Source organism: Streptomyces sparsogenes subsp. cuspidosporus (genome assembly GCF_039532705.1).
Taxonomy (GTDB): Bacteria; Actinomycetota; Actinomycetes; order Streptomycetales; family Streptomycetaceae; genus Streptomyces; species Streptomyces sparsogenes.
This window is the reverse complement of record NZ_BAAASD010000004.1, coordinates 107,561-128,298: the sequence shown is the minus strand read 5'-3', so window position 1 is coordinate 128,298 and position 20,738 is coordinate 107,561. Positions and strand designations below refer to the sequence as shown.

20 protein-coding genes and 3 pseudogenes are annotated in these 20,738 nt (G+C 69.8%); 14 read left to right on the top strand and 9 right to left on the bottom strand.

What is annotated here, in order from left to right; all coding sequences use genetic code 11:
- Positions 1 to 340: 340 nt before the first annotated feature.
- The 3 genes and pseudogenes from ABFY07_RS06755 to ABFY07_RS06745 form a co-directional block, all read right to left on the bottom strand.
- Positions 341 to 532, bottom strand: a pseudogene (locus ABFY07_RS06755) (hypothetical protein); the annotation flags it as partial.
- Between the two features lie 288 nt (positions 533 to 820).
- Positions 821 to 2,182: an MFS transporter gene (locus ABFY07_RS06750; protein ID WP_346173548.1), complete on the bottom strand. Its 1,362-nt coding sequence runs from the start codon at positions 2,180 to 2,182 to the stop codon at positions 821 to 823.
- 46 nt (positions 2,183 to 2,228) lie between these two features.
- Positions 2,229 to 2,540, bottom strand: a complete 312-nt coding sequence (locus tag ABFY07_RS06745) for a putative quinol monooxygenase (RefSeq protein WP_346173547.1) — start codon at positions 2,538 to 2,540, stop codon at positions 2,229 to 2,231.
- A 174-nt stretch (positions 2,541 to 2,714) separates the two neighbouring features.
- Here ABFY07_RS06745 and ABFY07_RS06740 point away from each other — a divergent pair, with 174 nt between their 5' ends.
- The 9 genes from ABFY07_RS06740 to ABFY07_RS06700 all read left to right on the top strand — a co-directional run bounded on the left by ABFY07_RS06740 (position 2,715) and on the right by ABFY07_RS06700 (position 9,109).
- Complete coding sequence (locus ABFY07_RS06740; RefSeq protein WP_346173546.1) at positions 2,715 to 3,533, top strand: Rv0792c family HTH-type transcriptional regulator; 819 nt, start codon at positions 2,715 to 2,717, stop codon at positions 3,531 to 3,533.
- A complete protein-coding gene (locus tag ABFY07_RS06735) occupies positions 3,530 to 4,591 on the top strand; it encodes a TIGR03619 family F420-dependent LLM class oxidoreductase (RefSeq protein ID WP_346173545.1) in 1,062 nt (353 codons plus the stop codon). The genes ABFY07_RS06740 and ABFY07_RS06735 overlap by 4 nt, the downstream gene beginning before the upstream one ends.
- A gap of 47 nt (positions 4,592 to 4,638) precedes the next feature.
- A complete protein-coding gene (locus ABFY07_RS06730; protein WP_346173544.1) occupies positions 4,639 to 5,382 on the top strand; it encodes a transglutaminase-like domain-containing protein in 744 nt (247 codons plus the stop codon).
- Positions 5,383 to 5,476: 94 nt separating this feature from the next.
- A complete protein-coding gene (locus tag ABFY07_RS06725) occupies positions 5,477 to 6,886 on the top strand; it encodes an NAD-dependent succinate-semialdehyde dehydrogenase (RefSeq protein WP_346173543.1) in 1,410 nt (469 codons plus the stop codon).
- A 46-nt stretch (positions 6,887 to 6,932) separates the two neighbouring features.
- On the top strand, positions 6,933 to 7,661 hold the full coding sequence (gene npdG / locus ABFY07_RS06720; protein ID WP_346173542.1) for an NADPH-dependent F420 reductase: 729 nt from the start codon (positions 6,933 to 6,935) through the stop codon (positions 7,659 to 7,661).
- An 81-nt stretch (positions 7,662 to 7,742) separates the two neighbouring features.
- A complete protein-coding gene (locus tag ABFY07_RS06715) occupies positions 7,743 to 8,003 on the top strand; it encodes a hypothetical protein (RefSeq protein WP_346173541.1) in 261 nt (86 codons plus the stop codon).
- Positions 8,004 to 8,264: 261 nt separating this feature from the next.
- Entirely contained in the window at positions 8,265 to 8,453 is a 189-nt protein-coding gene (locus ABFY07_RS06710; protein WP_346173540.1) for a hypothetical protein, read from the top strand.
- A gap of 212 nt (positions 8,454 to 8,665) precedes the next feature.
- Positions 8,666 to 8,902: a hypothetical protein gene (locus tag ABFY07_RS06705; RefSeq protein WP_346173539.1), complete on the top strand. Its 237-nt coding sequence runs from the start codon at positions 8,666 to 8,668 to the stop codon at positions 8,900 to 8,902.
- A 36-nt stretch (positions 8,903 to 8,938) separates the two neighbouring features.
- Complete coding sequence (locus ABFY07_RS06700) at positions 8,939 to 9,109, top strand: hypothetical protein (RefSeq protein ID WP_346173538.1); 171 nt, start codon at positions 8,939 to 8,941, stop codon at positions 9,107 to 9,109.
- Positions 9,110 to 9,509: 400 nt separating this feature from the next.
- Here the strand turns inward: ABFY07_RS06700 and ABFY07_RS06690 are convergent, their stop codons facing one another.
- Positions 9,510 to 12,122: an ATP-binding protein gene (locus ABFY07_RS06690; RefSeq protein WP_428836873.1), complete on the bottom strand. Its 2,613-nt coding sequence runs from the start codon at positions 12,120 to 12,122 to the stop codon at positions 9,510 to 9,512.
- Between the two features lie 289 nt (positions 12,123 to 12,411).
- Between ABFY07_RS06690 and ABFY07_RS06685 the strand changes: the two genes are divergently transcribed.
- The 3 genes from ABFY07_RS06685 to ABFY07_RS06675 all read left to right on the top strand — a co-directional run bounded on the left by ABFY07_RS06685 (position 12,412) and on the right by ABFY07_RS06675 (position 14,267).
- Complete coding sequence (locus ABFY07_RS06685) at positions 12,412 to 12,900, top strand: RICIN domain-containing protein (RefSeq protein ID WP_346173536.1); 489 nt, start codon at positions 12,412 to 12,414, stop codon at positions 12,898 to 12,900.
- 513 nt (positions 12,901 to 13,413) lie between these two features.
- Positions 13,414 to 13,911: an RICIN domain-containing protein gene (locus ABFY07_RS06680; RefSeq protein ID WP_346173535.1), complete on the top strand. Its 498-nt coding sequence runs from the start codon at positions 13,414 to 13,416 to the stop codon at positions 13,909 to 13,911.
- A 170-nt stretch (positions 13,912 to 14,081) separates the two neighbouring features.
- Positions 14,082 to 14,267, top strand: a complete 186-nt coding sequence (locus ABFY07_RS06675) for a hypothetical protein (protein WP_346173534.1) — start codon at positions 14,082 to 14,084, stop codon at positions 14,265 to 14,267.
- Between the two features lie 82 nt (positions 14,268 to 14,349).
- Here the strand turns inward: ABFY07_RS06675 and ABFY07_RS06670 are convergent.
- From ABFY07_RS06670 to ABFY07_RS06660, 3 genes and pseudogenes are all read right to left on the bottom strand, one after another.
- Positions 14,350 to 15,783 (bottom strand): annotated as a pseudogene (locus ABFY07_RS06670) (helicase associated domain-containing protein); the annotation flags it as partial.
- Between the two features lie 79 nt (positions 15,784 to 15,862).
- Positions 15,863 to 16,405: a hypothetical protein gene (locus ABFY07_RS06665; RefSeq protein WP_346173533.1), complete on the bottom strand. Its 543-nt coding sequence runs from the start codon at positions 16,403 to 16,405 to the stop codon at positions 15,863 to 15,865.
- Positions 16,405 to 17,172, bottom strand: a complete 768-nt coding sequence (locus ABFY07_RS06660) for a hypothetical protein (protein WP_346173532.1) — start codon at positions 17,170 to 17,172, stop codon at positions 16,405 to 16,407. The genes ABFY07_RS06665 and ABFY07_RS06660 overlap by 1 nt, the downstream gene beginning before the upstream one ends.
- Before the next feature lie 473 nt (positions 17,173 to 17,645).
- On the opposite strand from ABFY07_RS06660, the gene ABFY07_RS06655 reads away from it, so the two are divergent.
- Positions 17,646 to 18,320 carry a lytic polysaccharide monooxygenase auxiliary activity family 9 protein gene (locus ABFY07_RS06655; RefSeq protein WP_479685633.1) on the top strand — a complete coding sequence of 225 codons (675 nt, stop codon included), beginning with the start codon at positions 17,646 to 17,648 and terminating at the stop codon, positions 18,318 to 18,320.
- Positions 18,321 to 18,478: 158 nt separating this feature from the next.
- Here ABFY07_RS06655 and ABFY07_RS06650 read toward each other — a convergent pair.
- Both ABFY07_RS06650 and ABFY07_RS06645 read right to left on the bottom strand, forming a co-directional pair.
- Positions 18,479 to 18,577 (bottom strand): annotated as a pseudogene (locus ABFY07_RS06650) (sigma factor); the annotation flags it as partial.
- 25 nt (positions 18,578 to 18,602) lie between these two features.
- Positions 18,603 to 20,078 carry a serine/threonine-protein kinase gene (locus ABFY07_RS06645; RefSeq protein WP_346173531.1) on the bottom strand — a complete coding sequence of 492 codons (1,476 nt, stop codon included), beginning with the start codon at positions 20,076 to 20,078 and terminating at the stop codon, positions 18,603 to 18,605.
- Positions 20,079 to 20,450: 372 nt separating this feature from the next.
- Between ABFY07_RS06645 and ABFY07_RS06635 the strand changes: the two genes are divergently transcribed.
- Complete coding sequence (locus tag ABFY07_RS06635) at positions 20,451 to 20,591, top strand: hypothetical protein (protein ID WP_346173530.1); 141 nt, start codon at positions 20,451 to 20,453, stop codon at positions 20,589 to 20,591.
- The last annotated feature ends 147 nt before the right edge of the window (positions 20,592 to 20,738 follow it).

Genomic DNA, 20,738 nt, shown 5'->3' with positions numbered 1-20,738 from the left:
GCGGCGCCGCCTCGGCCGTTCGGCCGAACCGAGGGGACACCGGACCGCGGGGTTCGGTCGTTCGGCCGATCCGCGGTCACCCGGGCCCCGCCCGCGCACCTGGCCCGCTTCGCCGGAAGCCCCGTGGTGACCGCCCCCGCCGCCCACGCCTACGCGGAGCACCCTGAGCTGCTTTGTGGAACGAGGGACTGTCGGCCCATCACCAAGGGCTGATAACCCCCGCGTCGGACGGAATCGACGCCGCATGCTGATCAGCGACCGATCCGGAGGTATCCCGTGTACTACTGCAATCGGCGTTCGTGCGGTTGTCTCCACCGCCGTCCCCCGTCACGGGTGCTGTGGAGTAGGTGATCACGCTGGGGCGGTCGGCTGCTTCGAGGTCCGCGTCGGGCGGCCGGGCGGTGGAGGTGGCGAGGTCGGCCGGGTTCTCGTTGCGCGCTTGGAGCAGCACGGCCGCCTCGGCGTTGTCGGGGGTCGCTCCGTTCCTGGTTCTTTTCAGTGCCCGGCGCAGGGAGTTGGCAGTAGGGGCCACGGTCGGTTCTCCGGAGTTCGTACGTGTCCGCGGGGCGGGTGGTTCCGCCTCGCGGGGGTTTTCCTGGTGGTGGGGCGGATCAGTGCAGTGTCCGGACGGGTTTGTGGTCGGCGGACGACGCGGGCGGGTTGTCCTTCCCGGCCTTGCGCTCGGCGGGTCCAGGGGCTGTGATGCGGCTCGGTGCTCCTGGTCCGGGGTGGGGTGGTGCTTGACCGGCCGGGTGGAGGGCGCAGTTGGTCCCACCGGCTGCCGTTGTGCGGTCGTGGCCGGTGGGAACCGGGAGTTCGTTCACCGGGGGAGGGGTTGTCCTTTGGTCTCCGGCCCGACGAACCAGACGGTGGCGATGGCGATGGCGTACATCACCACTCCGACGACGGTGGCAGCGGCGGTGATCCCGCCGAGCAGGCTGATGAGCATTCCGGTGCCGAGGGTGACCAGCGCGCCTGCGATGCGCGCGGAGTTGAACACCGTGGAGATTGCGGTGGCGCGACCCGAGGTGGGGAACAGCTCGGGCATGTAGATGGGCATCCAGGCGAACTGGCCCAGGATGAAGAACCCGGCCACGGCTGTCACGGCCAGTGCCGCCTGCGGGGTGTGGACGGCGAAGAAGAAGACCGGGACGACGGCCGCGGATACGGCGTAGTAGAGGAGCATGGTGGGTTTCCGGCCCCAGCGGTCGGCCAGGTAACCGAGCAGGAGGTAGCCGGGTACGGAGGCGCCGTTGAACACCAGGCCGGCGTTGGCACCCCATCGGGTGCCCGTCTCGCCGGTGTCCTTGGCGAGTTGGGCGGTGTATGCGGGGATCCAGGCCGACACGGCGTACAGGCCGATGACCGACACGACGGTCAGCACGAGCAGCCGCAGCCCGCGACGGCGTAGGTGGGGGTGGCTGAAGACGGCGGTGAAGGGGGAGCGCAGGAGTTCCCTGTCTGCGGCTGCGACGGTGTTGCCGGCTTCTTGGGCGGCTTTGGCCTTGCGCCGCCGGTCGCGGACCGAGGTCCACATCTGCGGGTCGCGGACGGCCCGCCGTACGTAGAGGACGATGAGTGCCGGGAGCGTGCCGACCAGGAAGAGGTAGCGCCAGGCGTTGTCGCCCACGGGCTCCAGCAGGTACCAGGCCAGCGCGGCGATGACTGCGCCGACGCCGAAGCCCGACTGAAGTACTGCGGCGGCCCGTCCTCGTGAGCGGTCCGGCCAGAGTTCGCCGATCAGGGTGGTGGCGCTGCCCCACTCCGCTCCCAGTCCCATGCCGGTGATGAAGCGCAGGGTCAGCAGCCACCAGTAGTCGGGTGCGAGTGCGGTCAGACCGGTGAAGAGGGCGTACCAGAGGATGGAGAGGATGAGGGTGCGGCGTCGGCCGAGCCGGTCGGCCGCGAAGCCGGCGAGGATCCCGCCGAGCGCCCAGCCGGCGAGGGTGGCCGCAAGCAGGCCGCTGACGTAGGTGGGAAGGTCTGCCAGCTGTGCTTCGGTGCTCACCGCCACGACGGCCGTGGGGCCGACGAGGACGAGGGCGTAGGTCTCGAACCCGTCGAAGGTCCATCCCAGCCAGGACGCGAACAGCGCACGGCGGCTGCTTTTGTCGATGTGGCGCACGGCTGGGGACGGGCCGTGAGTTCTGGGGGGCGACACGTCGTTTTGCAGGTCGGACATGGTGCTCTCCTTTGAGCGGTCGCGCGACGTCGTGACGTGCCCGTTGTCAGCCGGTGACGTTGACCGGCCTGAGGACGGAAACCTCGACCGGTTCGGCGAGGAGGTCGGACAGCTGGGCGCGGTACGCCTTGTAGTGGGCCGTCGTGCGGTGCGCCTCCAGGGCTGCGGAGTCCTGGTAGCGCTCCAGGAGGACGAAGTCCGGGGCTTGCGTCTGGGTGGTGTAGAGGTCGTAGGAGCGGCATCCCGGCTCGGAGCGGGTCGGGGCGATCATTCCTTCGAGCAGGGCCTGCAGCTGCGGAGCGCGGTCCGAGGCCGGGGTGAAGCGGGCGATCACGGTCACGTGGTTCTGGTCTGGCACGGGTGACTCCTTTGATTCCCGGCGGGGGCTACTTGCGCCCACCAGATGTAAGACGTTATAAAACGTCTTATGACGTGCGTCAAGGGTTCGGTGCCCCCGCCGACCGTGACACCCGAAGGGGTCGTTACGCGTCCGGGCCTGCTGCCGGGTTCAATACGACTTATGACATCTGACATGGGCAACGAGCCCCGCTTCGACCTGTCGGCCGCCGGATTCCGGATCGAACGGGGCCGGACATCGGCGACGACGCAGCTGGCGGAGCAGATCAAGGCACTGATCCTCAAGCAGCAGCTGCCGCCGGGAACGCGGCTGCCCACGGAACGGGAGCTGATGGCCGAGACCGGTCTGAGCCGCATCACGGTCCGTGCCGCCGTGGGTGCACTGGAGTCGCAGGGCTGGGTGGTACGCAAGCAAGGACTGGGCACCTTCGTCTCCGAACCGGTGGACCAGGAGCTGTCCTCCGGCGTGCGCACCATCACCGAGGTCCTCCTCGAACAAGGCGTCACACCGCACATCGACGTCCTGGGCTTCGGGGTCGAATCCGCTGCGCCCCACGTCGCGCAGGTCCTCGGGGAGTCCGAGGTACTGACGATCCGGCGCCGGTACGGCGACGGGGAGAAACCGGTCGCGCTCGTCACGATCCACCTCCCGACCCGGGTGCTGGAGGCGGCCGGACCGCTGCGCTCCGGCGAACCCGCCACCGAGACCACGTACACGATGTGGGAGCAGCGACTGGGGGTGCGGATCGCGCAGGCCCAGCACCAGATCCACGCGGCCGCAGCTTCTCCCGACGTTGCCGCGGCGCTGGAGATCGACGAGTCCGCACCCGTGCTCGTCCTGGAGCGGGTCAGCTTCGGCCACGACAACCGTCCACTGGAAGTCGTGATCTTCCACTACCGCCCGGAACGCTACGGATTCACCGTAACGCTTCCCCGCGCCGTCTCCGGTGCCCCGGTCGGCATGACCGACATGACAGAAAGGCGACGTCCATGAACGACAACGATCCCTCCGGCGCGACTCCCGCCCACGAGCCCGAGCCGCACATCGGGCTGATCCTGGCCCTGACCATCCGCGGCCTCGCCGTGGGCAACTATCCCGACATGGTCCGCGCCGCGCAGGCGGCCGAGTCCTACGGATTCGACTCCGTGTGGCTGTGCGACCACTTCCTTACCCTCAGCCCCGACGACTACGTCCGGGACGCGGGCATCACCGCCGGACCCGAGAACGACGGCGATGCCCAGCAGAGCCGCTCGTCGTCGGTCCCGCTGCTCGAATGCTGGACCGCGCTGTCGGCCCTGTCCCGCGACACCACCACCGTGCGCCTGGGCACCAGTGTGCTGTGCAACTCCTACCGCTACCCCGCCGTGCTCGCCAAGATGGCCGCCACCCTCGATGTCATCTCCGGCGGCCGACTGGACCTGGGCATGGGAGCGGGCTGGTTCCAGCAGGAGTACGAGGCATACGGCATCCCGTTCCCCCCGACCGGGGACCGGGTCACCGCGCTCGGCGAGTCGCTCCAGGTGATGCGCCAGGTGTGGACCGACCCGCACCCGGCCTTCCACGGCGACTTCTACAGCATCGACGGGGCGGTCTGCGATCCGCCCCCGCTCCAGCAGCCGCATCCGCCCCTGTGGGTGGGCGGCGAGGGGCTGCGGGTCCACCGCATCGCCGCCCGGCACGCCAACGGCATCAACGTCCGATGGTGGCCCGCCGAGAAGTGCGCGGAGCGCCGCGCGTTCCTGGACCGTGAGTGCGAGGCGATCGGCCGCGACCCGGCGACCCTGCGCCTGTCGATCACCACCCTGCTCGCGCCGACCGACTCCCCGGCACAGCAGGACGAACTGCGTACCCGCTTCCAGTCGATTCCCGACACCGGACTGATCACCGGGACACCGGAAGCCTGTGTCGAGCGCATCCGCGCCTACCAGGACGCCGGCATCGACCACTTCCTGTTCACCATCCCGGACATCGCGGACTCGACCTGTCTCGACGTCGTCGGGGAGCAGATCCTGCCCCACATCAAGCCCGCACGGCACACGCAACCCACCTGACCCAGCCGCGCGACCACGACACCAACGACTCAACGAAGGGCTACTCCGTGACCTCCGAGACGACCGCACACAACGAGCCCACCACCATCGACGAGGCGTACCTGAGGCCGACCGCCTACATCGATTCCGACCACCCGCTCGTGGTATCCACCGCACGAGAGCTGACGGACGGCGCCACCACCGACAGCGAACGCCTGGGCCGCATCTACCACTACGTCCGCGACCTGCCCTACGACATCCTCGCCTCGTTCCGCTATCTCGCCGAGGGCGAATCGGCGGCCAGCGACGTCCTCGCCCACGGCGTCGCCTTCTGCATGGGCAAGGCCAGTTCGTTCGTCGCCCTGTCCAGGGCCGCCCGCATCCCCGCCCGCATCGCCTTCCAGGCGCTCCACGCCCCGAAGATGGAATTCCTCTCACCGGAGGTCCGCACCCTGTGGGGAGGGCCGGTCGGACGGCCACTGCCCTGGCACTCGCTCGGCGAAGCCTTCCTCAACGGCCGGTGGATCAAGCTGGACGCGACCATCGACGCGCCCACAGCGACCCGACTGGGCAAGCCCTACACCGTCACCTACGACGGCGTCACGGACATCCCGACCGTCGAGGGGCCCGTGCTGCGGGAGAACGGCAGCTACGCCGACTACCCCGCCGAAGTGGCGCGATGGTACGAGCAGGTCGCCCACGAAGTCCTCGAAGCGCTTGCCTCACCCGCCGCGCACGAGCGGGTCGCCGGCGACGACGTGCTGTGGAGCGGCCCCGATCCGGAGCTGGTCGGCCGCACTTCCGTCGCCTGAGCCGGCCCCGCGACGGGTGCCCCGGGACACCGACCGCCGGACATGCCCGCCCTTCGCGGACCATCACCTCAACCCCCAAGGAATGAGACCGACCATGGGCGTTCACCAGATCAACTCCGTCAACCCGGCCACCGAGGAAGTCATAGCCCAGTTCACCCCCCACTCGCCGACAGCTGTCGACGCGGCAGTCGAGCGGGCATCCCTCGCCGCCAGAAGGTGGCGGACGACACCCCTACCGGCACGGGCCGAGCACCTCAAGCGGGCCGCCGCGCTACTGCGCGCCGAACGAGACCAACTCGCCGCACTCATCACCGAGGAGATGGGCAAGCCCATCGCCGAAGCGGAAGCCGAGGTCGACAAGTCCGCCTGGTGCTGCGAGTACTACGCGACGCAGGGACCGGAACTGCTGACGCACCAGCCCGTGGCAACCGGGGCCGCCCGCAGCCACGTCGCCTTCGACCCGCTGGGCCTCGTCCTGGCAGTCATGCCCTGGAACTATCCGCTCTGGCAGGTGTTCCGCTTCGCGCCGCCCGCGCTGCTGGCCGGCAACGGTGCCGTGCTCAAACACGCCTCGAACGTGCCGCGTTGTGCCCTGGCCATCGCCGACATCTGGGACCGGGCCGGCTGCCCGCCCGGTCTGTTCACCACGCTGCTCGTCGGCCCCGACGCGGTGCCGGACCTCATAGCCGATCCCCGCATCCACGCCGTGACCCTCACCGGATCGACCGAAGTGGGCTCTGCCGTCGCCGCAATGGCCGCGCACCACCTCAAACCACAGGTCCTCGAACTCGGCGGCTCGGACCCCTTCATCGTCCTCGCCGACGCGGACGTCCCGGCCGCCGCCGCGGCGGCGGTCAGCGCACGCATGCACAACACCGGGCAGAGCTGCATCTCCGCCAAACGGTTCATCGTCGAGGAAACGGTCGTCGAGGAATTCACCGACGCGTTCGCCGCCGGTGTCGCTGCCCTGACCGTGGGCGACCCCTTCCGCCGAGACGTACGGATCGGCCCGCTCGCCCGGTCCAATCTTCGCTCCGACCTTGTCGACCAGGTCAAGCGGAGCACCGCGGCCGGCGCCCGCGTCGTCACCGGCGGCACGGTCCTCGACGGCCCCGGGTACTTCTATGTGCCCGCCGTCCTCGACCAGGTCACCCCGACGATGGCCGTCGCAGCGGAAGAGACCTTCGGGCCGGTGGCCGCCGTCGTCTCCGCGAAGGACCCGGCCCAGGCCGTCGACATCGCCAACGCCACCGAATTCGGCCTCGGCGCCGCGCTCTGGACAACCGACCTCGAGCGCGCCGACCGCCTGATTCCCGGTATCGAGGCCGGCGCGGTGTTCGTCAACGGGATCGTCGCCTCCGATCCGCGGCTGCCGTTCGGCGGCATCAAGCGCAGCGGCTACGGACGCGAACTGGGCGCCTTCGGACTCCGCCAGTTCACCAACATCAAGAGCGTATGGATCGGCCCCGCGCAGAACACACAGCACCAGCCCCTCAGTGAATGACCAGCATTCTCCCGTACCGCAACCAGCCGACCGAAGGCGATCACCCATGACAGTCACCCAGCCGGACCCGTCCCCCACCACAAGAACACATCACGAGAACACCGTCGCCATCGTCGGCGGCACCGGCGCCCTCGGTCTCGGGCTCGCCACCCGATGGGCCCACAGCGGCGTCAACGTCCGCATCGGATCCCGACGCGCAGACGCGGCGCAGAGCTGCGCCGACAAACTCCCCGAAGCGATCGGCGGGGACAACACCACAATGATCGAAGGCGCGGCGGCAGTGGTCGTCGCCGTGCCCTTCAGCGCACACGTCGAGACGATGCGCTCCATCGCGAAAGTCATCCAGCCCGGACAACTGGTCATCGACACGACCGCACCTCTTCTGCCCGTCGGCCCCCGCGGCCTGCGCCCCATCGTCCCCTGGGCCGGTTCGGCCGCCGAACAGGCCCAGACCCTGCTGCCGCACGGCACAGGCATAGTCTCGGCCCTGCAGACGGTCAGCGCCGCCACCTTGCAGGACATCGAGCACCGGCTGGACGAGGACGTACTGATCTGCGGTGACCACACGGCCCACAAGACCCTGGCCGCAGACCTCATCAACCGCATCCCCGGGCTGCGCGCCGTCGACTGCGGCCTGCTGGACATGAGCGGTGTCTGCGAGCGGATCACCGCCCTGCTGATCGGGGTCAACCGGCGTTACAAGACCCACGCCGGCATTCGGCTCACAGGCCTCCCCGAACCTCTCGCCCGACCAGGACTCGGCCGCTCCGCGTAACTCGGCCGCAGACCCGCACTTCTTCAGGTGTCCACGACCAAGAAGCTCCGGGGAACCTCATCCGGACCGGAAGGCGCTGTCATGACCACTGAATCCTTGTGGCTGGTCGGACTCGGATTCCGCACACCGTGCGGTCGGCTCGTACACCACTTCTACCTCGTCGACGGCATGGCCGATCGGGAGCAGGCCCACGAGGCTGCTCTTGAACGGGCGGACGAGCCGAGCGAACACGCGGTGCGCGGAAACCTGCGGCTCGACGACGGCCGTGTCGAAATGCGTCGGATGTCGTGTGACCTTCTGGGCACCTGGCGGCTGTCCGTCCCAAGTCCGTGCACCGCGTAGCCCCTTGGAACCGCACACCACCGTCGACGAGTGCAGACCTGCCAGGCGCTGCGCGGCCGCCGACGCCCACAACGGACGCTGCCCGTTTCCCCGTCAAGGCCACCGTGAGCCGCTTCAGGGCTCCCACCTGCGTGCTGCAGAACATCCGGGAGCAGCCACCTGACGCACATACGGGCGCAGCGTCCGGCTGCCATACGCTGCGGCCGTACGGCGCGTGACAGCCAGCGCGGTCCACCGCCCGGTGCGCCGGACACGCCTGCGGTGTCGGCGGGGAAACTGAGCGACGGCGCCCTCGACGCGCAGCACACCCCCTGCGACCTCGACGGGCACCGGCCCGCACTCCTGGCCATGCACGACGCTTTCGACGACGACACCGCCTACCGGGCGGAGCTGTCGGCCCGCGTCCAGAGCCGGTCCTGTCCGACGACCCCATCCTGCGCCAGGACCTGAACCTGCCCGACTGAAACGCTCACCGGGACGCTGGAGAAGCTCCCGGCTACCAGCACCGACCGCGTCGCCGTGCGCGAGCAGCACATGAACCGCGCCATCCCCGAGTTCGTGGGCATCCCGGCCCCGGCCGTGACCCGCTGGACAACAGCCCACGCCGATCCGCACTGGGCGAACCTCACCGCATCACCCCTGCGGCTGCTCGACTGGGAAGGGTGGGGCCAAGCCCCCAGCGCTTCGACTGCGCCACCCTCTACGCCTACACGCTGCTTCAGCCGAACGTCGCCGCCCGCGTCCGCGCCGCCTTCCCCATCCTGGGCAGCCCGGCCGGCCTCGCCGCCGAAGCGACCGTGTGCGCCCAGCTTCTCCAGACCGTCAGCCGCGGCGACAACCTCGTCCTCGAGGACCGACTCCGGGACTGGTCCGAGGACCTCTGCCGCCGACAGTCCTGAGCGCAGCCCGCCCACCCGATGCCACGGACCTCGCCGGTGCAGTGGGAGGTTGAGGCGCTGGAGCCGGACGAACTCCAGCGTCTGGTCCTCGCCGCCGTCGACCGCGACGTCCCCGCCCGGCAGGTTGCCCGCGAGGAAGCACAACGCCGCGCCCTGGCCGCCTTCTCGAACGGCTGGGACGCGGCGGGCGGAGGAGCACGGTCGTAGCGCTGGACAGGGCCCGCAGACTCAGGAGGGTGCCGGTTCCGGGCGCAGCGAGGCGAGCGGGGAGCGCCGGCCCCTCTCCACCGCGCGCAGCTGCTCCCGGTCGACCTTGGGGTGGTCGGGGACGATCGCGTCGGCGGACGCGGTGGTGTAGAGCGCGACGTCGACGGCCCCGGTCCGGCTGGTGCCGAAGCGGACAAGCGGACCTCGATCGACTGCGGGGAGCGGACCCAGCCGAGCCGGACCATGTGGTCGAAGTCGGCGCGTCGGGAATCCGACGAGTTCGCAGATTCCTGGAGCCTTCTCGTAGCGAACCAGAGGGAGGTTGCGCCTGAGTAGCGCATCTGCTCGTCGGGTTCGTGCCGGGTCTGTCCGTCTCTGGAGCGTCCCAGGAGGGCGGCCTTCAGCCGGAGCTTCTGCCGGCGCCGGACGCGTCGCCGCTCTTCCCGCCCGGGATCGGTGTCCTGTCCGTCTTGTTCTTCGCAGCCGCCCCCTTCGACCTGGCCTGCTCCGCCACGGTGGCCACCTTGTCCAGCGCGTTCAGGACGCCCTCGGCCAGGTGTGTGCCGGCCGCGTCGTGGTGAGCGCGCGCGGCGGTCGAGCCGCGGCCGTCGATTCCGTCGATTCCGTCGGCTTCGTCGAGGAGGCGCAGTTGGGTGGCGGCTTCGAGCTGGCGGGGGTGGTTCAGCCGGACGAGGCCCTCGTGGGCGGCGCTCAAGGTGGCGCGGGCCTCTTCGGTGCGGTGGAGGCGGCTCAGGGTGATGCCGAGGTCGAGGCGGGCCGTCTCGCTCCAACTGGGCATCCGGGCCGCTTCGAAGGCGGTGACCGCCTGGCGCAGCGGGGCCTCGGCCTCGTTCCACCGGTGGAGGGCGGCGAGGTCGTTGCCGATGTGCATGCGGGTCGCGGCCAGGTAGATGCCGAGGACTTCGTTCGACCGTGCGGGGAAGTTTCCCCCGCACAGGGCTTCGCTGCGCCGGTGCACGGCGAGGGCCTGGTCCGCGTGCCCGGTGCGGCGCAGGTGGCGGCCGAGGGTGTTGAGGGTGGACAGTTCGGCGAGGCGGCTGTGGGTGTCGGCCTGACCGGCGAGGCTGTCGGCAGCCCGGTGGAGGTGGGCGGTGGCCTCCTCCGCGCGGTCGAGTCCGATGAGCGCGATCGCCGCGTAGTAGAGGGCCCAGCCGGTCTGGAGCCGGTCGTCGGCGGCGCGCGCCACGGCGAGGGCGGCCTGCGCGGTGGCCAGGGCGGTGGTGTGGTCGTGGCGGCACGTGCTGTGGGCCCAGGCCAGGTAGTTGAGGTGGACGGCCTCATCGCGCCCGCTGCCCAGGGCGCGGGCGGCATCGACGCCGAGTCCGAAGACCTCGGTCCACTCCTCCCAGTGCGAGGTCCGGTCGGAGAACCAGTGCATGGCTTCGGCGGTGCCGAGGACCTGGCGGTGCCGGCCGGCGGCGTGGGCGCGGTGCAGGGCGGTGAGCCACTGGGCCCGTTCGGCTTCCAGCCAGGCGTGGGCCTGTGCGTGATCCGTGGGGGCGCTCGCCGGGTCCGGATCGTCGGCGAGGCCGGTGCGGCCGCGTCCGTGGTCAGAGCCGCCGGAGTCGGGTCCGTCGTGGTCGCCGCCGGGGTCGGTGCTGAACAGGCGTGCCGCGGCGGCGGCGCGGCGGACCATCCAGGTGTCGGTGCGGGTGTGGGCGGCGGTGAGGTCGGCGGGCCGGTCTTCCTCGGCCAGTTGCTCGGTGGCGAACAAGCGCAGGAGGTCGTGGAAGCGGTAGCGGTCGGCGGTGGGATGGGGCTGGAGGAGACCGCCGTCGGTGAGGTCCCGGGCCGCACGGGCGGCCCGGTGAGGGGGCAGGCCAGCCAGAAGAGCGAGGGTCTCGGGGCCGGCGTCGGGCCCCGAGGCGAGGGCGGCGCGGCGGAAGACGGTGCGGGTGTCCTCGTCGAGCTGCCGGTAGGAGAGGGCGAACGCGGCCCGCACCTCCAGGGAACCGGCCCGCAGGCCGTCCAGGCGGCCCTCGTGAGCGGCGAGTTCGGTGACGAGTTTGGCGATGTGCTCTTCCGGGCGGGCGGCGAGGCGCTGGGCGGCGATGCGGACGGCCAGCGGCAGGTGTCCGCACAGTTCCGCGAGGTCCCGGGCAGCCTGTTCCTCGCGCCGGACCCGCTCGGGTCCGACGATACGGGTGAGCAGTTCGACGGCTTCCTCGCGGCGCAGCAGCGCCATTTCGACGCGGTGGACGGCTTCGAGGCCGCTCAGGGCGTGGCGGCTGGTGACCAGGGTGAGGGCGGGGCCGTGGCCGGGCAGCAGGGGGCGGACCTGGTCCTCGGTGGCGGCGTTGTCGAGCAGGAGCAGGACGCGCCGGTCGCGCAGCACGGACCGTAACAGGCCGGAGCGGTCGTCGGTGCCGGCGGGGACTGCGGTCTCCGCCACATTCAGGGCGCGCAGCAGCCGGGCCAGGGCCTCGCGCGGCTGGACGGGCTCGGCGTCCATGCCGCGCAGGTCGAGGACGAACTGCCCGTCGGGGAAGTGCGGGGCGAGGGTGTGGGCGGCGTGCACGGCGAAGGCGGTCTTGCCCAGGCCCGGCTGCCCGCAGACCACCGCGACCGGCGGCCGGGCCGCATCGCGGTCTTCCACCAGGGCGCGGAGCCGGTCGAGAGCCGGGCCGCGCGCGGTGAAGTCGCTCAGGTCGCGGGGCAGGGCGAGCGTGTGGTGCGCGGTGCGCCCCGTGGCGGGTGCGGATTCCGGATCGGTCCCCGCTTCGTCGGCGAGCCCGGTGACGGGGCGGGAGCGGCCCAGGCTGGCGGCGTCTTCCAGTTGCCGGGCGCCTGCGGCGTCCAGACGCAGGGCTGCGGCCAGGGCTTGCACGGTGCGGCGCTGCGGCCCTCGGGACCGTCCGCGTTCCATATACGACAGCGCCCGCACGCTCACTCCCGCGGCATGCGCCAGCTCCTCCTGCGTGAGCCCGGCGCTCCTGCGCAGACCGTGCAACAGCGCACCGAAGTCGCCGGTGGCCGGTGAACCCGTACCCATGCTCAAAAGCCCCCACAACGCCAGGATCCGCAGGACCCGCAACCCCACCCGCAAAAGTATGCCGCAACCTGCTTTTGCGGGTGGAATTTCCTGTTGCGTCTGGTGGGCGTCGGGTTGGCTTGAGGCCGTACGAACGAGGGGCCGGCCCCACCCGGCCGCCCGGCTCCGCCACTTCGCGAACCTGTGTGCGCCGGCGCATCCCGTGCCGGACACCACCGGGAGCGGGCCGACCGGTCTCGCGAACGGGCTGCGCCCGCGCCTCAGCACCCACCTCACGAAAGGTTGTCCGATGAGCAAGCGAACCGTTCTTTCAGGGCTGGCGGCAGTCCTGGGAGCGAGCGCCATGCTGCTGGCCGGCATGTCCGGCAGCGCGAGCGCCGCCGACGACGGCGATAGCGAATACCAGATCAAGAACGTGCAGACGGGGCTGTGCCTGGACTCCGACGCCAAGGGCAACGCCTACACCAAATCCTGCGGAAACGACAACCCGTACCAGCAGTGGGGCATGTTCGGGTCCGACAAGGAGGGCTGGGACGTAAGGAGCGAGAAGACTGGCAGATGCCTCGAAACCGTCGGCCAAGGCGATGCTGTCAGAACCGCGCCGTGCTCCCCCGATTCGCCGGCGTCACAGCAGTGGGAGACGGTAGCGCTCCCCGGCGGGAGGTACATTTTCAAGAACGGCGCCAACGGCAGGGCGCTGGATTCAAATGCCAAGGGGCAGCTCTACACGAGCCCCTTTGGCACGGGCAACCTGTACATGCAGTGGTGGCTCTGGTAGGCAGGCCCACGTGCCTGCCAGGCACGTCTCCAGGTCTGGGCCCGGTCCGTGAGCTCTCCTGCCGGACTTCGGCCTGCCTCGCACCATCCTCACGGTCGGCGTCAGGGTCGAGTTCCGGCCAAGGGTGGTGCGGGGCTCGGCCGGGCCCGACTGCCGCAGATCAGCCGAGCCGATCCCGAATGCGGGTCCGCAGCGGCTCGGACGGGTCCTCCTCGGTGAGGACGACGCCTCGTTGCCGCACGGGCCCTGGATCATGCGATCGGCTCACAGGAGGTCGGGACGGCATCACCGATTTCTGGTTCCGGCCTTTTCCGGCAGGCGGGAAACCGGCATCAGTGGATCCGGTTGTGCCGCGAAAACCGGGCAGAATCCCCCAGCCGGGGCCGGCGCATACCGCAATACCGGAGACAACTCGCCTGCATTTCAGATCACCCGTCCCGGCTGTCCGGTCGGGCGCCCCGTGGAAAATCGGCACGGAAACCATTCTTCAGCGCATTCACGAAAGGCTACCTCATGAGCAAGCGAACCGTTGTTTCGGGACTGGCAGCAGTCCTGGGAGCGAGCGCGATGCTGCTGGCCGGTATACCCGGCAGCGCGAGCGCCGCCGAAGCCGGAATCCAGGCAGTGGGAAACCAGTACAAGAACGAGAAGACGGAGCTTTGCCTGGACTCCGACGGCCAGGGCAACGTCTACACGAAAGACTGCGCCTGGGACAAGCACAACGCCTACCAGCAGTGGATAGTCGCAACAATCCCGCCGGAGTGGCTCAATGTTTTCGTCGTGCAAAACGTACAGACCAACAGGTGCCTCGAAACCGGCAGCGGCGATAGCATGAGAACTGCGCCCTGCACCTGGAGTCTCTCCCAGCAGTGGACCAAAACCACTTACAACGGTGCATGGATCATCAAAAACGTCGAAAACGGCAGGGTGCTGGATTCAGATCACGCGGGTCATGCCTACACGAGCACCTTTGGCGTGGGCAACCCGTACATGCGGTGGGTTCAGCAGTAGACAGGCCCAAGGGGGTCATCTCATTGGTGAGTCGGTGCGACGATTTGTCGGCCCGCGGGAAGCCGTGAGCGGGCCGAAGGCCGATAAGTACGTCAGTTGCGACGCGCAGGTCGGCGCTGAGCCCCACCAAGGGGTCAGGCGGGACGCTCCCGCCGGATGGAGGTACTGCTGTGATCGCTCGTTTCGCGGGTGGCCCGCTCGCCGGGCGCGAGCCGGAGACCACCGACGCCCCGTGGGCCGGCGGCTGGCTCACGGCCGGTGACGCCGACTGGGGCCTGTACGTCCCGGTGCACCGCGACCCGGTGACCGGCGTCGTCCTGGCGGAGATCCGGGTCACCACCCCGCGCCGCCCGTAGCAACCCGCCGCCACGCTGCTGACGTACGAGACCCCCGGGCCCTGTCGGCGGGCCCGGGGGTCTCACGGCGGCAGAGGAGCGGTCAGAGGTTGTCCCAGTAGCTCTCCCGCTCGGAGGGCGGCCCGAACCGCTCGATGGACCAGCAGGTGCAGTTCCCGCCCTCGTACAGCTCCTCGTCACACTCCTCGTGGTGTTCCCGCACCCGCCGCTTCGCCGGGGCCGCTGGCGGCGCGGGCTGCGGGGCGGGCGGCTCCGGGGCGGCCTCGATGGCCGGCATCACGCCCGCCCATTCCATGCCCAGCGCGGCGAGGGCGGCACGCTGCTCCGCGGTGAGCTTGTCCCGCCGGCTCTTGGTGTTCGAGAGCCACACACCCAGTTTCACCGGCACCGGATCCGCCTCGCCGTCGACCGCGATCTCGACGACCGTGCTGCGCGGGACGGGCCGCTGCCCCTCCTTCTCCACCCACTGGGTGAGGGCGGTCAGGCCCCGCTGGAACGCCGCCTCGGCCTTGCTCCTGGCCTTCTTCGGCCCCTTGAGGGCGGCGGCCAGCGCCGGACGGAGCTCCGCCGGGGCGGCGGCCGCCACGGGGAGGGTGGCGCCCTGCACGCCCAGCGCGGCCAGCCGCTCCCGCTGCTCGGGAAGGAGCTGCGCCCATGTGCCCGGCTCCTGCTGTCGCCACCTCCAGGTGCCGATGTCATCGCCCTCGAACGTGACGCCCGGCGCGATGTAGGGCAGGTGGCCGTCGGTGTCGACCAGGTCGGCGAGCACCCGGTAGTGCCGCTGCCAGTTCAGCGGCCACGGGCAGTTCCAGTCCGGGTCGATCTCCGCCAGCTGCTTCGCCCGCTCCGCCGCGCGCTTCGGGTCCTTCCCGAGCCCGCCCTTCCGGCGCAGGTTGGCCATGTGCTGCCCGACGGGCACCATCGCCTCGCCCTCGCCCCACACCGCGTCCTGACGCGGCGCGAGGTGCCCCATGGCCCGCCGGTAGGACCGGAGCGCGGCCAGCTTGGCCTCCCACGCCTCCTCACCCGGCTCCCAGACCATCCCGGCCTCCGGCGCGTCCAGCAGCGTCTTGCGGCGCTCCTCCAACTCCCCGGCCCGCAGCGCCTTCCTCTGCTGGTGCACCCACCGCCCAAGCGGAAACGCCTTCGTTGCCCCGACCTCGACCTCTACGTCATAGGGCACGGCGTAGACACCGGTGATCTGGTTCTCCTTCCGCCAGCGCAGCAGGGCCTGGTAGCCCTCCAGCCACACCAGCGACTCCGGCCGGTAGACCCGGGTGCGCAGGAACGCCGCGATCGTCGCCGCGTCGCGCGGAGAGGAGAAGTGGAGCAGCGCCGCTTCGGCGGCGGCCTGCGTGTCGTCCTGCTCCCGGTCCTCGCCGTCGCCGTCCCCGCCGGCCCCGACGATCTGCCCGTCCTCGTCACGTCGGACGTGGACCTTGCGCTTGCCGCTGGTGAGCGCGCGGGAGGCGAGCTGCTCGACCGGGCGCTCATCGTGGCTGCGCAGGCCCTTTATCTAGTGGTCGTTAAGTGTGGGGCGTGTTTGGCATGGTGCAGAGGCGGCTGTCATGAGGGTGTGGTGTGTGTTGGAGCTGTTAGCGGAAGATCTGCTCGATGCCGAAGACGAGTTTGTGGGCTTGGGGCCATCCGGCGTCGATGAAGGCGTCGCAGATCTGTCGTAGGGCGGTGAGGTTGTCCGGGCTGCGGAGGAGGCTGCGGTGGTCGGCGAGGATGCGTTCCACGAAGGTGACGCAGGTTCCGACGCCGAGGGTGTCTGCGGTGTAGCCGCTTTGGGCCCCGACCTGGGTGATGATGTCGCGGACGGTGAGGAGCGTTTCCTGCGGGCGCCGGTCGATCATGCGCTCACATAGTCTGACGAGGTGGTGGGCGGTGCGTGCGATTGGGGTCGCCGAGAGCACCTTGACCAGTGGCTGTGCCTCGTCGAGGAGTCTGGCTTCTTGTGTGGTGGGGGGTGTGCTGTTGGGGACGCCGCCGCTTGCGTAGTAGAGCTGTGACGCGATGTGGTCGAGGAGTTGGGCGGTGTTCTTGAATTGCTCACGCTCGGCGTCGGTCAGGGTCTGATACTGGAGCAGAGCATGACGGGTTCGGTCCAGGGCAGGTTCGGCGAGCTGTTGCATCACTGTGAGCGCGCGTCGCCGGACAGTGTCGTTGTCGTGAGTGAGCGCTCCGGAGACGCGTAGTTCGTGGAGACAACCGGACCACGTACTGCCGTCCGGCCAGTGACTGCCAGGCGGGTGAGAACCGTCAGGGCACGAGGGAGGTGGGACCGCAAAACGGCAGGGAAGTGTTCGACTAGGGGGTACTTGGCTGCGTCGAAGTCCTGTCGGCGATTGGACACGAGTGTGAACACGGAGCCGCTGCCCAGCTGCGTGCTGGCCGAAGATGTCTCGGTGTGGCTCAGCATGGCCACGTAGAGGTCTTCAGCAAGACCCGGCAGAAGATCCATCAGTTCCGAGATGTTGCTGTTCATGGAGTCGAGGTCGTTATAGCCGCGCTCTTCGAGCTGGGGCGACTCCACGGCGCGTCTGAGCAGCATCTCGGTCGCGGTCAGGTCACTTGCTGCAGTCTGGATCACTGCGGTGACGGCCAGCCGGGAAGCGGGGGCTGGAGGCTGGGTCCACAGGTATTCCAGCAGGCGCCGCGCTGCCAGCCCGCAGAGTCGCAGCTGCTGTTCGTCCAGCACCGCCCGATGGGATGCCAGGTCGGTCACCAGAACGCCACCGTTGTCTTTCCAGGTGGACACACACCCGGCGATGCTGGCGTCAAGCAGCGCCATGTCAACACCTGCCAACTCGGCGCCGCGCAGGTCAGCGGGGAAGGCCGCGAGTAGGTGCTCCTGCCACAGGCGGGCCACATCGTCGTCATGCTGAGGGGATCTGTTCACGCGACTCATCTTCGGGCAACGTTCTGCACAGCGGGTGCTGTGTGCACCTGCTCAAGCGGCGGTAGCCGATGAGAGCTGCGGCGATACCGACGAATGAAGACGGCGGCCGCCGACTTGTACCCGGTTGCGATCGGCACCGACGCCATCGTCTACCCCTCGCCCGGACCGTCCCTTGCTGGACGTCCTGCCGCATACGCCCGAGGACATGCCGGTGCCCGGCATGTTCCGGCTTGGGGTCTCGCCCGGGATGGTCGAGCACCAGGGCACCCAGACCGTCCTGTGGGCGCACCAGTCCAGGCCGCTTCCTCGTTTTCCGGTCCCGTGAACAATTCTGACTCCCGGTTCACGGCAGATCCCCTGCCCGTCACCCACCCGTGTAATCAACTGCGTCTGCTTCATTGACATCTCACTCAGAAGACCTACCTTTGGGAGCGCTCCCATAGCAGTCTTGCAACGGGAAGGAGTCCCCCCACATGCGCAGAAAGAGTCCGTTGACCGGGCGTTCGCGGGCGTCCCTCCGCCGGCCTTTCCAGGCGCTCGTCATGGTGTTCGCCGTGGCCGTCGGCGCCCTCGCCTGGTCGGCCCCCGTCCAGGCTCACGGCACCGTCGTCGGCCCCGGCACCCGCGCGTACCAGTGCTGGAAGACATGGGGCAACGACCACACGAACCCGGCCATGCAGACCCAAGACCCCATGTGCTGGCAGGCCTTCCAGGCCAACCCCGACACCATGTGGAACTGGATGAGCGCGCTCCGCGACGGCCTCGGAGGCCAGTTCCAGGCACGGACCCCCGACGGGACACTCTGCAGCAACAACCTCTCGAGGAACGCCAGCCTGGACAAGCCCGGACCGTGGAAGACCACCACCGTCGGCAACAACTTCTCGGTCCACCTGTACGACCAGGCGTCCCACGGTGCCGACTACTTCAAGGTCTACGTGAGCAAGCAGGGCTTCAACCCCAAGACCCAGACTCTGGGCTGGAGCAACCTCGACTTCATCACGCAGACAGGCCGCTTCGCCCCGGCACAGGACATCACGTTCCCCGTCCAGACTTCCGGCTACACCGGACACCACATCCTGTTCGTGATCTGGCAGGCCTCGCACCTCGACCAGGCCTACATGTGGTGCAGCGACGTGAACTTCGGCTGAGCCGCAAAGCACCGCACACGGCACCGGCCTTGGCCGGGCGCCGGTAACCCGCCGCCCGGCCGACTGAGCCCCGTCGGGGCAGGGGCCCCCATTGGTCACCCTGCCCCGACGGGGCTTCCCGCGTTCCTCACTCGACTCTGAAGCTCCTATAGATCGTCAAGCAGTGTCTCCTGCACCAGATCCTCGGCCTCGTGCGCCGAGCCCAGCATGCGGTAGCAGAACGCCGTCAGTTCACCCCAGTGGGGCTCGAAGTCCACGCGGTCATCATGCGGCACGCGCGACTCACAGCAGGTGTGTCGGGCCCTGGTAGAGGTCGCCCGCGTTGCGGGAGAGCGCCGCGATCAAGCTGCCGTAGTCGCTGACGGGGACGCCCCGACCGACGTAGACATCGACCTTGCCCTCCTTGTCGATGCCGAAGTGCTTGCGGCGGAACGCCTGGTCGGCCGCGCGCTCGGGTAGGACCGTCGCGGACACGGTGACCGTCGCCCCCGACCGCTTGAGGCGTACGGCGGCCAGGTCGCTCCACTTGTACGTGGCTTTCGTGCCACCTGTGACGATCAGTCCGGCCGGGCCGACAGTGAGGCTGTCGGGTTCCGCCTGGAACGCCCGCCAGCCGCCCTGCACCCAGCCGTAGATCCAGCCCGCCACGGTGGCTCCGAGGACGATGAGGAGGTCGTCGCCGACGCTGAGTTCGGTGGCGGCGCCCACGTGACCGAGGGTGAGGCCCCCCATCAGCAGACCGATGACCACGAACATCGCGGCGGAGCAGAACTTGGCGTGCCTGTTCCCGCGGTCCTTGATCGCTTCGACGCGGCTGGTCGTGATCGTCAACGGGCCGGTGGACGACGGCGGCTGCTCGGGCTCCGATTTTCGGGTCCGTGGCGGGTGCAGGACCTTGGTGGTCGCCTGGGAAGCGGCGTCGAGCGGGGTACCGGGAGCGGTGCCGCGTACGGTGTCGGGAAGCGCCCTCAGCCGGGCGAGGGCGCTGTCGGCGTCGGGCCGCCGGTCGGGGTCCTTCTCCAGCAGGTCCACCAGGAGGGGCGCGAGTCGCCCGGCGTGGGCGGGCCGCAGCGGCGGATCCGTCAAGGCCGCGGTCGGGTTGTGCCGGGGGAACGGCGGCTCACCCTCGACCGCCTCGTACAGCGTCACCCCGAGCGCGAACAGGTCGGCGGGCGCGCCCGGCTTGGTGCCCCGCCACAGCTCGGGCGCCAGATAGCCGGGCGTGCCGATGACGACTCCTTCGGCGGTCAGCGCGGTGTCCGTGGCGGCGAGCGCGATGCCGAAGTCGGTGAGCATCACCCGGCGGTCGGTGGACAGCAGCACGTTGGCGGGCTTCACGTCCCGGTGCACGATGCCCGCCGCGTGCGCCGCCGCGAGCCCCGCGAGCGCCCCGGCGGCGACCCGCTCCACCTCGTCGACCGGGAGCCGCCCGCGTTTTCGCAGTTCCTCGGCGAGGGAGCGGCCCGCGACGTACTGCATGACGATCCACGGGGCGCCGCCCCGCTCCCGCAGGGCGTCGTAGACGGTGACGATGTTGCGGTGGTCGCGCAGCCGTGCGGCATGCCGTGCCTCCCGTACGGCCCGCGCGTTGCGCTCCTCGCGCTCCGCCTCGCTGGCCTGGTGAGGGATGCTCACCTGCTTCAGCGCAACCTCGACGTTCAGCTCCTCGTCGTGGGCGAGCCACACCTGCCCGAAACCGCCCGCGCCGAGCGGACGCACCAGCCGGTAGCGGCCCCCGACCACTTCACCGTCGCTCACGAAGAACCCCCGTTCGATCCGAGTTGTCGTACGCGGGGCCGGCCCGTGGGCCGAGCCGCGCAGCCGTCAGCGTAGGGCTTGCCCGCGGGGCACAGAGGCGATACGCGGATACGAAGATCGGCGGGCGGCTCACCGGGGCTTGTCAGCGGTCCGCGGCGTCACGGCTGGGTCGTGCCTTCAGGCCGAAGCCGATCAGTACGACCCCGGTGACGCGGTCCATGGCCCGGCGCACGACCGGCTTCTTGAAGAAGGCGCGGGCCTTGGGCCAGCAGCAGGACGTACGCGCCGAGCCAGAGCGCGGTGAGCAGCGCGTGGACCAGGACCAGCAGGGCCATGCCGGTGTGCGGGGAAACGAGGCACGAGTACCAAGTCGTGGCACGGTGCACCGACCCGTCCCACCCGGGCGCCACCACCCTGATGTACACCACCCACGCCACCTCGATCGACAAGGCCGCGGCAAAGGTACAGGCGCTGCTGCTGGACAAGAGAGGTCCGGGCTACCGCATCACGTAGGTGACGGAGCGCGACCCGGAGTGCACCTGAGTTCACCCCCGGGTTCGGCGGGCAGTGCGCCGGCGAACCCGGGTGCCTCAAGGTGGAAGGATCCGCAGCCTCTGACACCCACCATGCTTCGCGCGCTGCTGGTGACAGATAGCGCGC

What these genes read in the sequence shown, in the direction of transcription:
- ABFY07_RS06750 (WP_346173548.1), bottom strand. Translation starts at nt 2,182, where the DNA reads ATGTCCGACCTGCAAAACGACGTGTCGCCCCCCAGAACTCACGGCCCG.
- ABFY07_RS06740 (WP_346173546.1), top strand. Translation starts at nt 2,715, where the DNA reads ATGGGCAACGAGCCCCGCTTCGACCTGTCGGCCGCCGGATTCCGGATC.
- ABFY07_RS06735 (WP_346173545.1), top strand. Translation starts at nt 3,530, where the DNA reads ATGAACGACAACGATCCCTCCGGCGCGACTCCCGCCCACGAGCCCGAG.
- ABFY07_RS06725 (WP_346173543.1), top strand. Translation starts at nt 5,477, where the DNA reads ATGGGCGTTCACCAGATCAACTCCGTCAACCCGGCCACCGAGGAAGTC.
- npdG (WP_346173542.1), top strand. Translation starts at nt 6,933, where the DNA reads ATGACAGTCACCCAGCCGGACCCGTCCCCCACCACAAGAACACATCAC.
- ABFY07_RS06715 (WP_346173541.1), top strand. Translation starts at nt 7,743, where the DNA reads ATGACCACTGAATCCTTGTGGCTGGTCGGACTCGGATTCCGCACACCG.
- ABFY07_RS06690 (WP_428836873.1), bottom strand. Translation starts at nt 12,122, where the DNA reads ATGGGTACGGGTTCACCGGCCACCGGCGACTTCGGTGCGCTGTTGCAC.
- ABFY07_RS06685 (WP_346173536.1), top strand. Translation starts at nt 12,412, where the DNA reads ATGAGCAAGCGAACCGTTCTTTCAGGGCTGGCGGCAGTCCTGGGAGCG.
- ABFY07_RS06680 (WP_346173535.1), top strand. Translation starts at nt 13,414, where the DNA reads ATGAGCAAGCGAACCGTTGTTTCGGGACTGGCAGCAGTCCTGGGAGCG.
- ABFY07_RS06665 (WP_346173533.1), bottom strand. Translation starts at nt 16,405, where the DNA reads ATGCAACAGCTCGCCGAACCTGCCCTGGACCGAACCCGTCATGCTCTG.
- ABFY07_RS06655 (WP_479685633.1), top strand. Translation starts at nt 17,646, where the DNA reads ATGCGCAGAAAGAGTCCGTTGACCGGGCGTTCGCGGGCGTCCCTCCGC.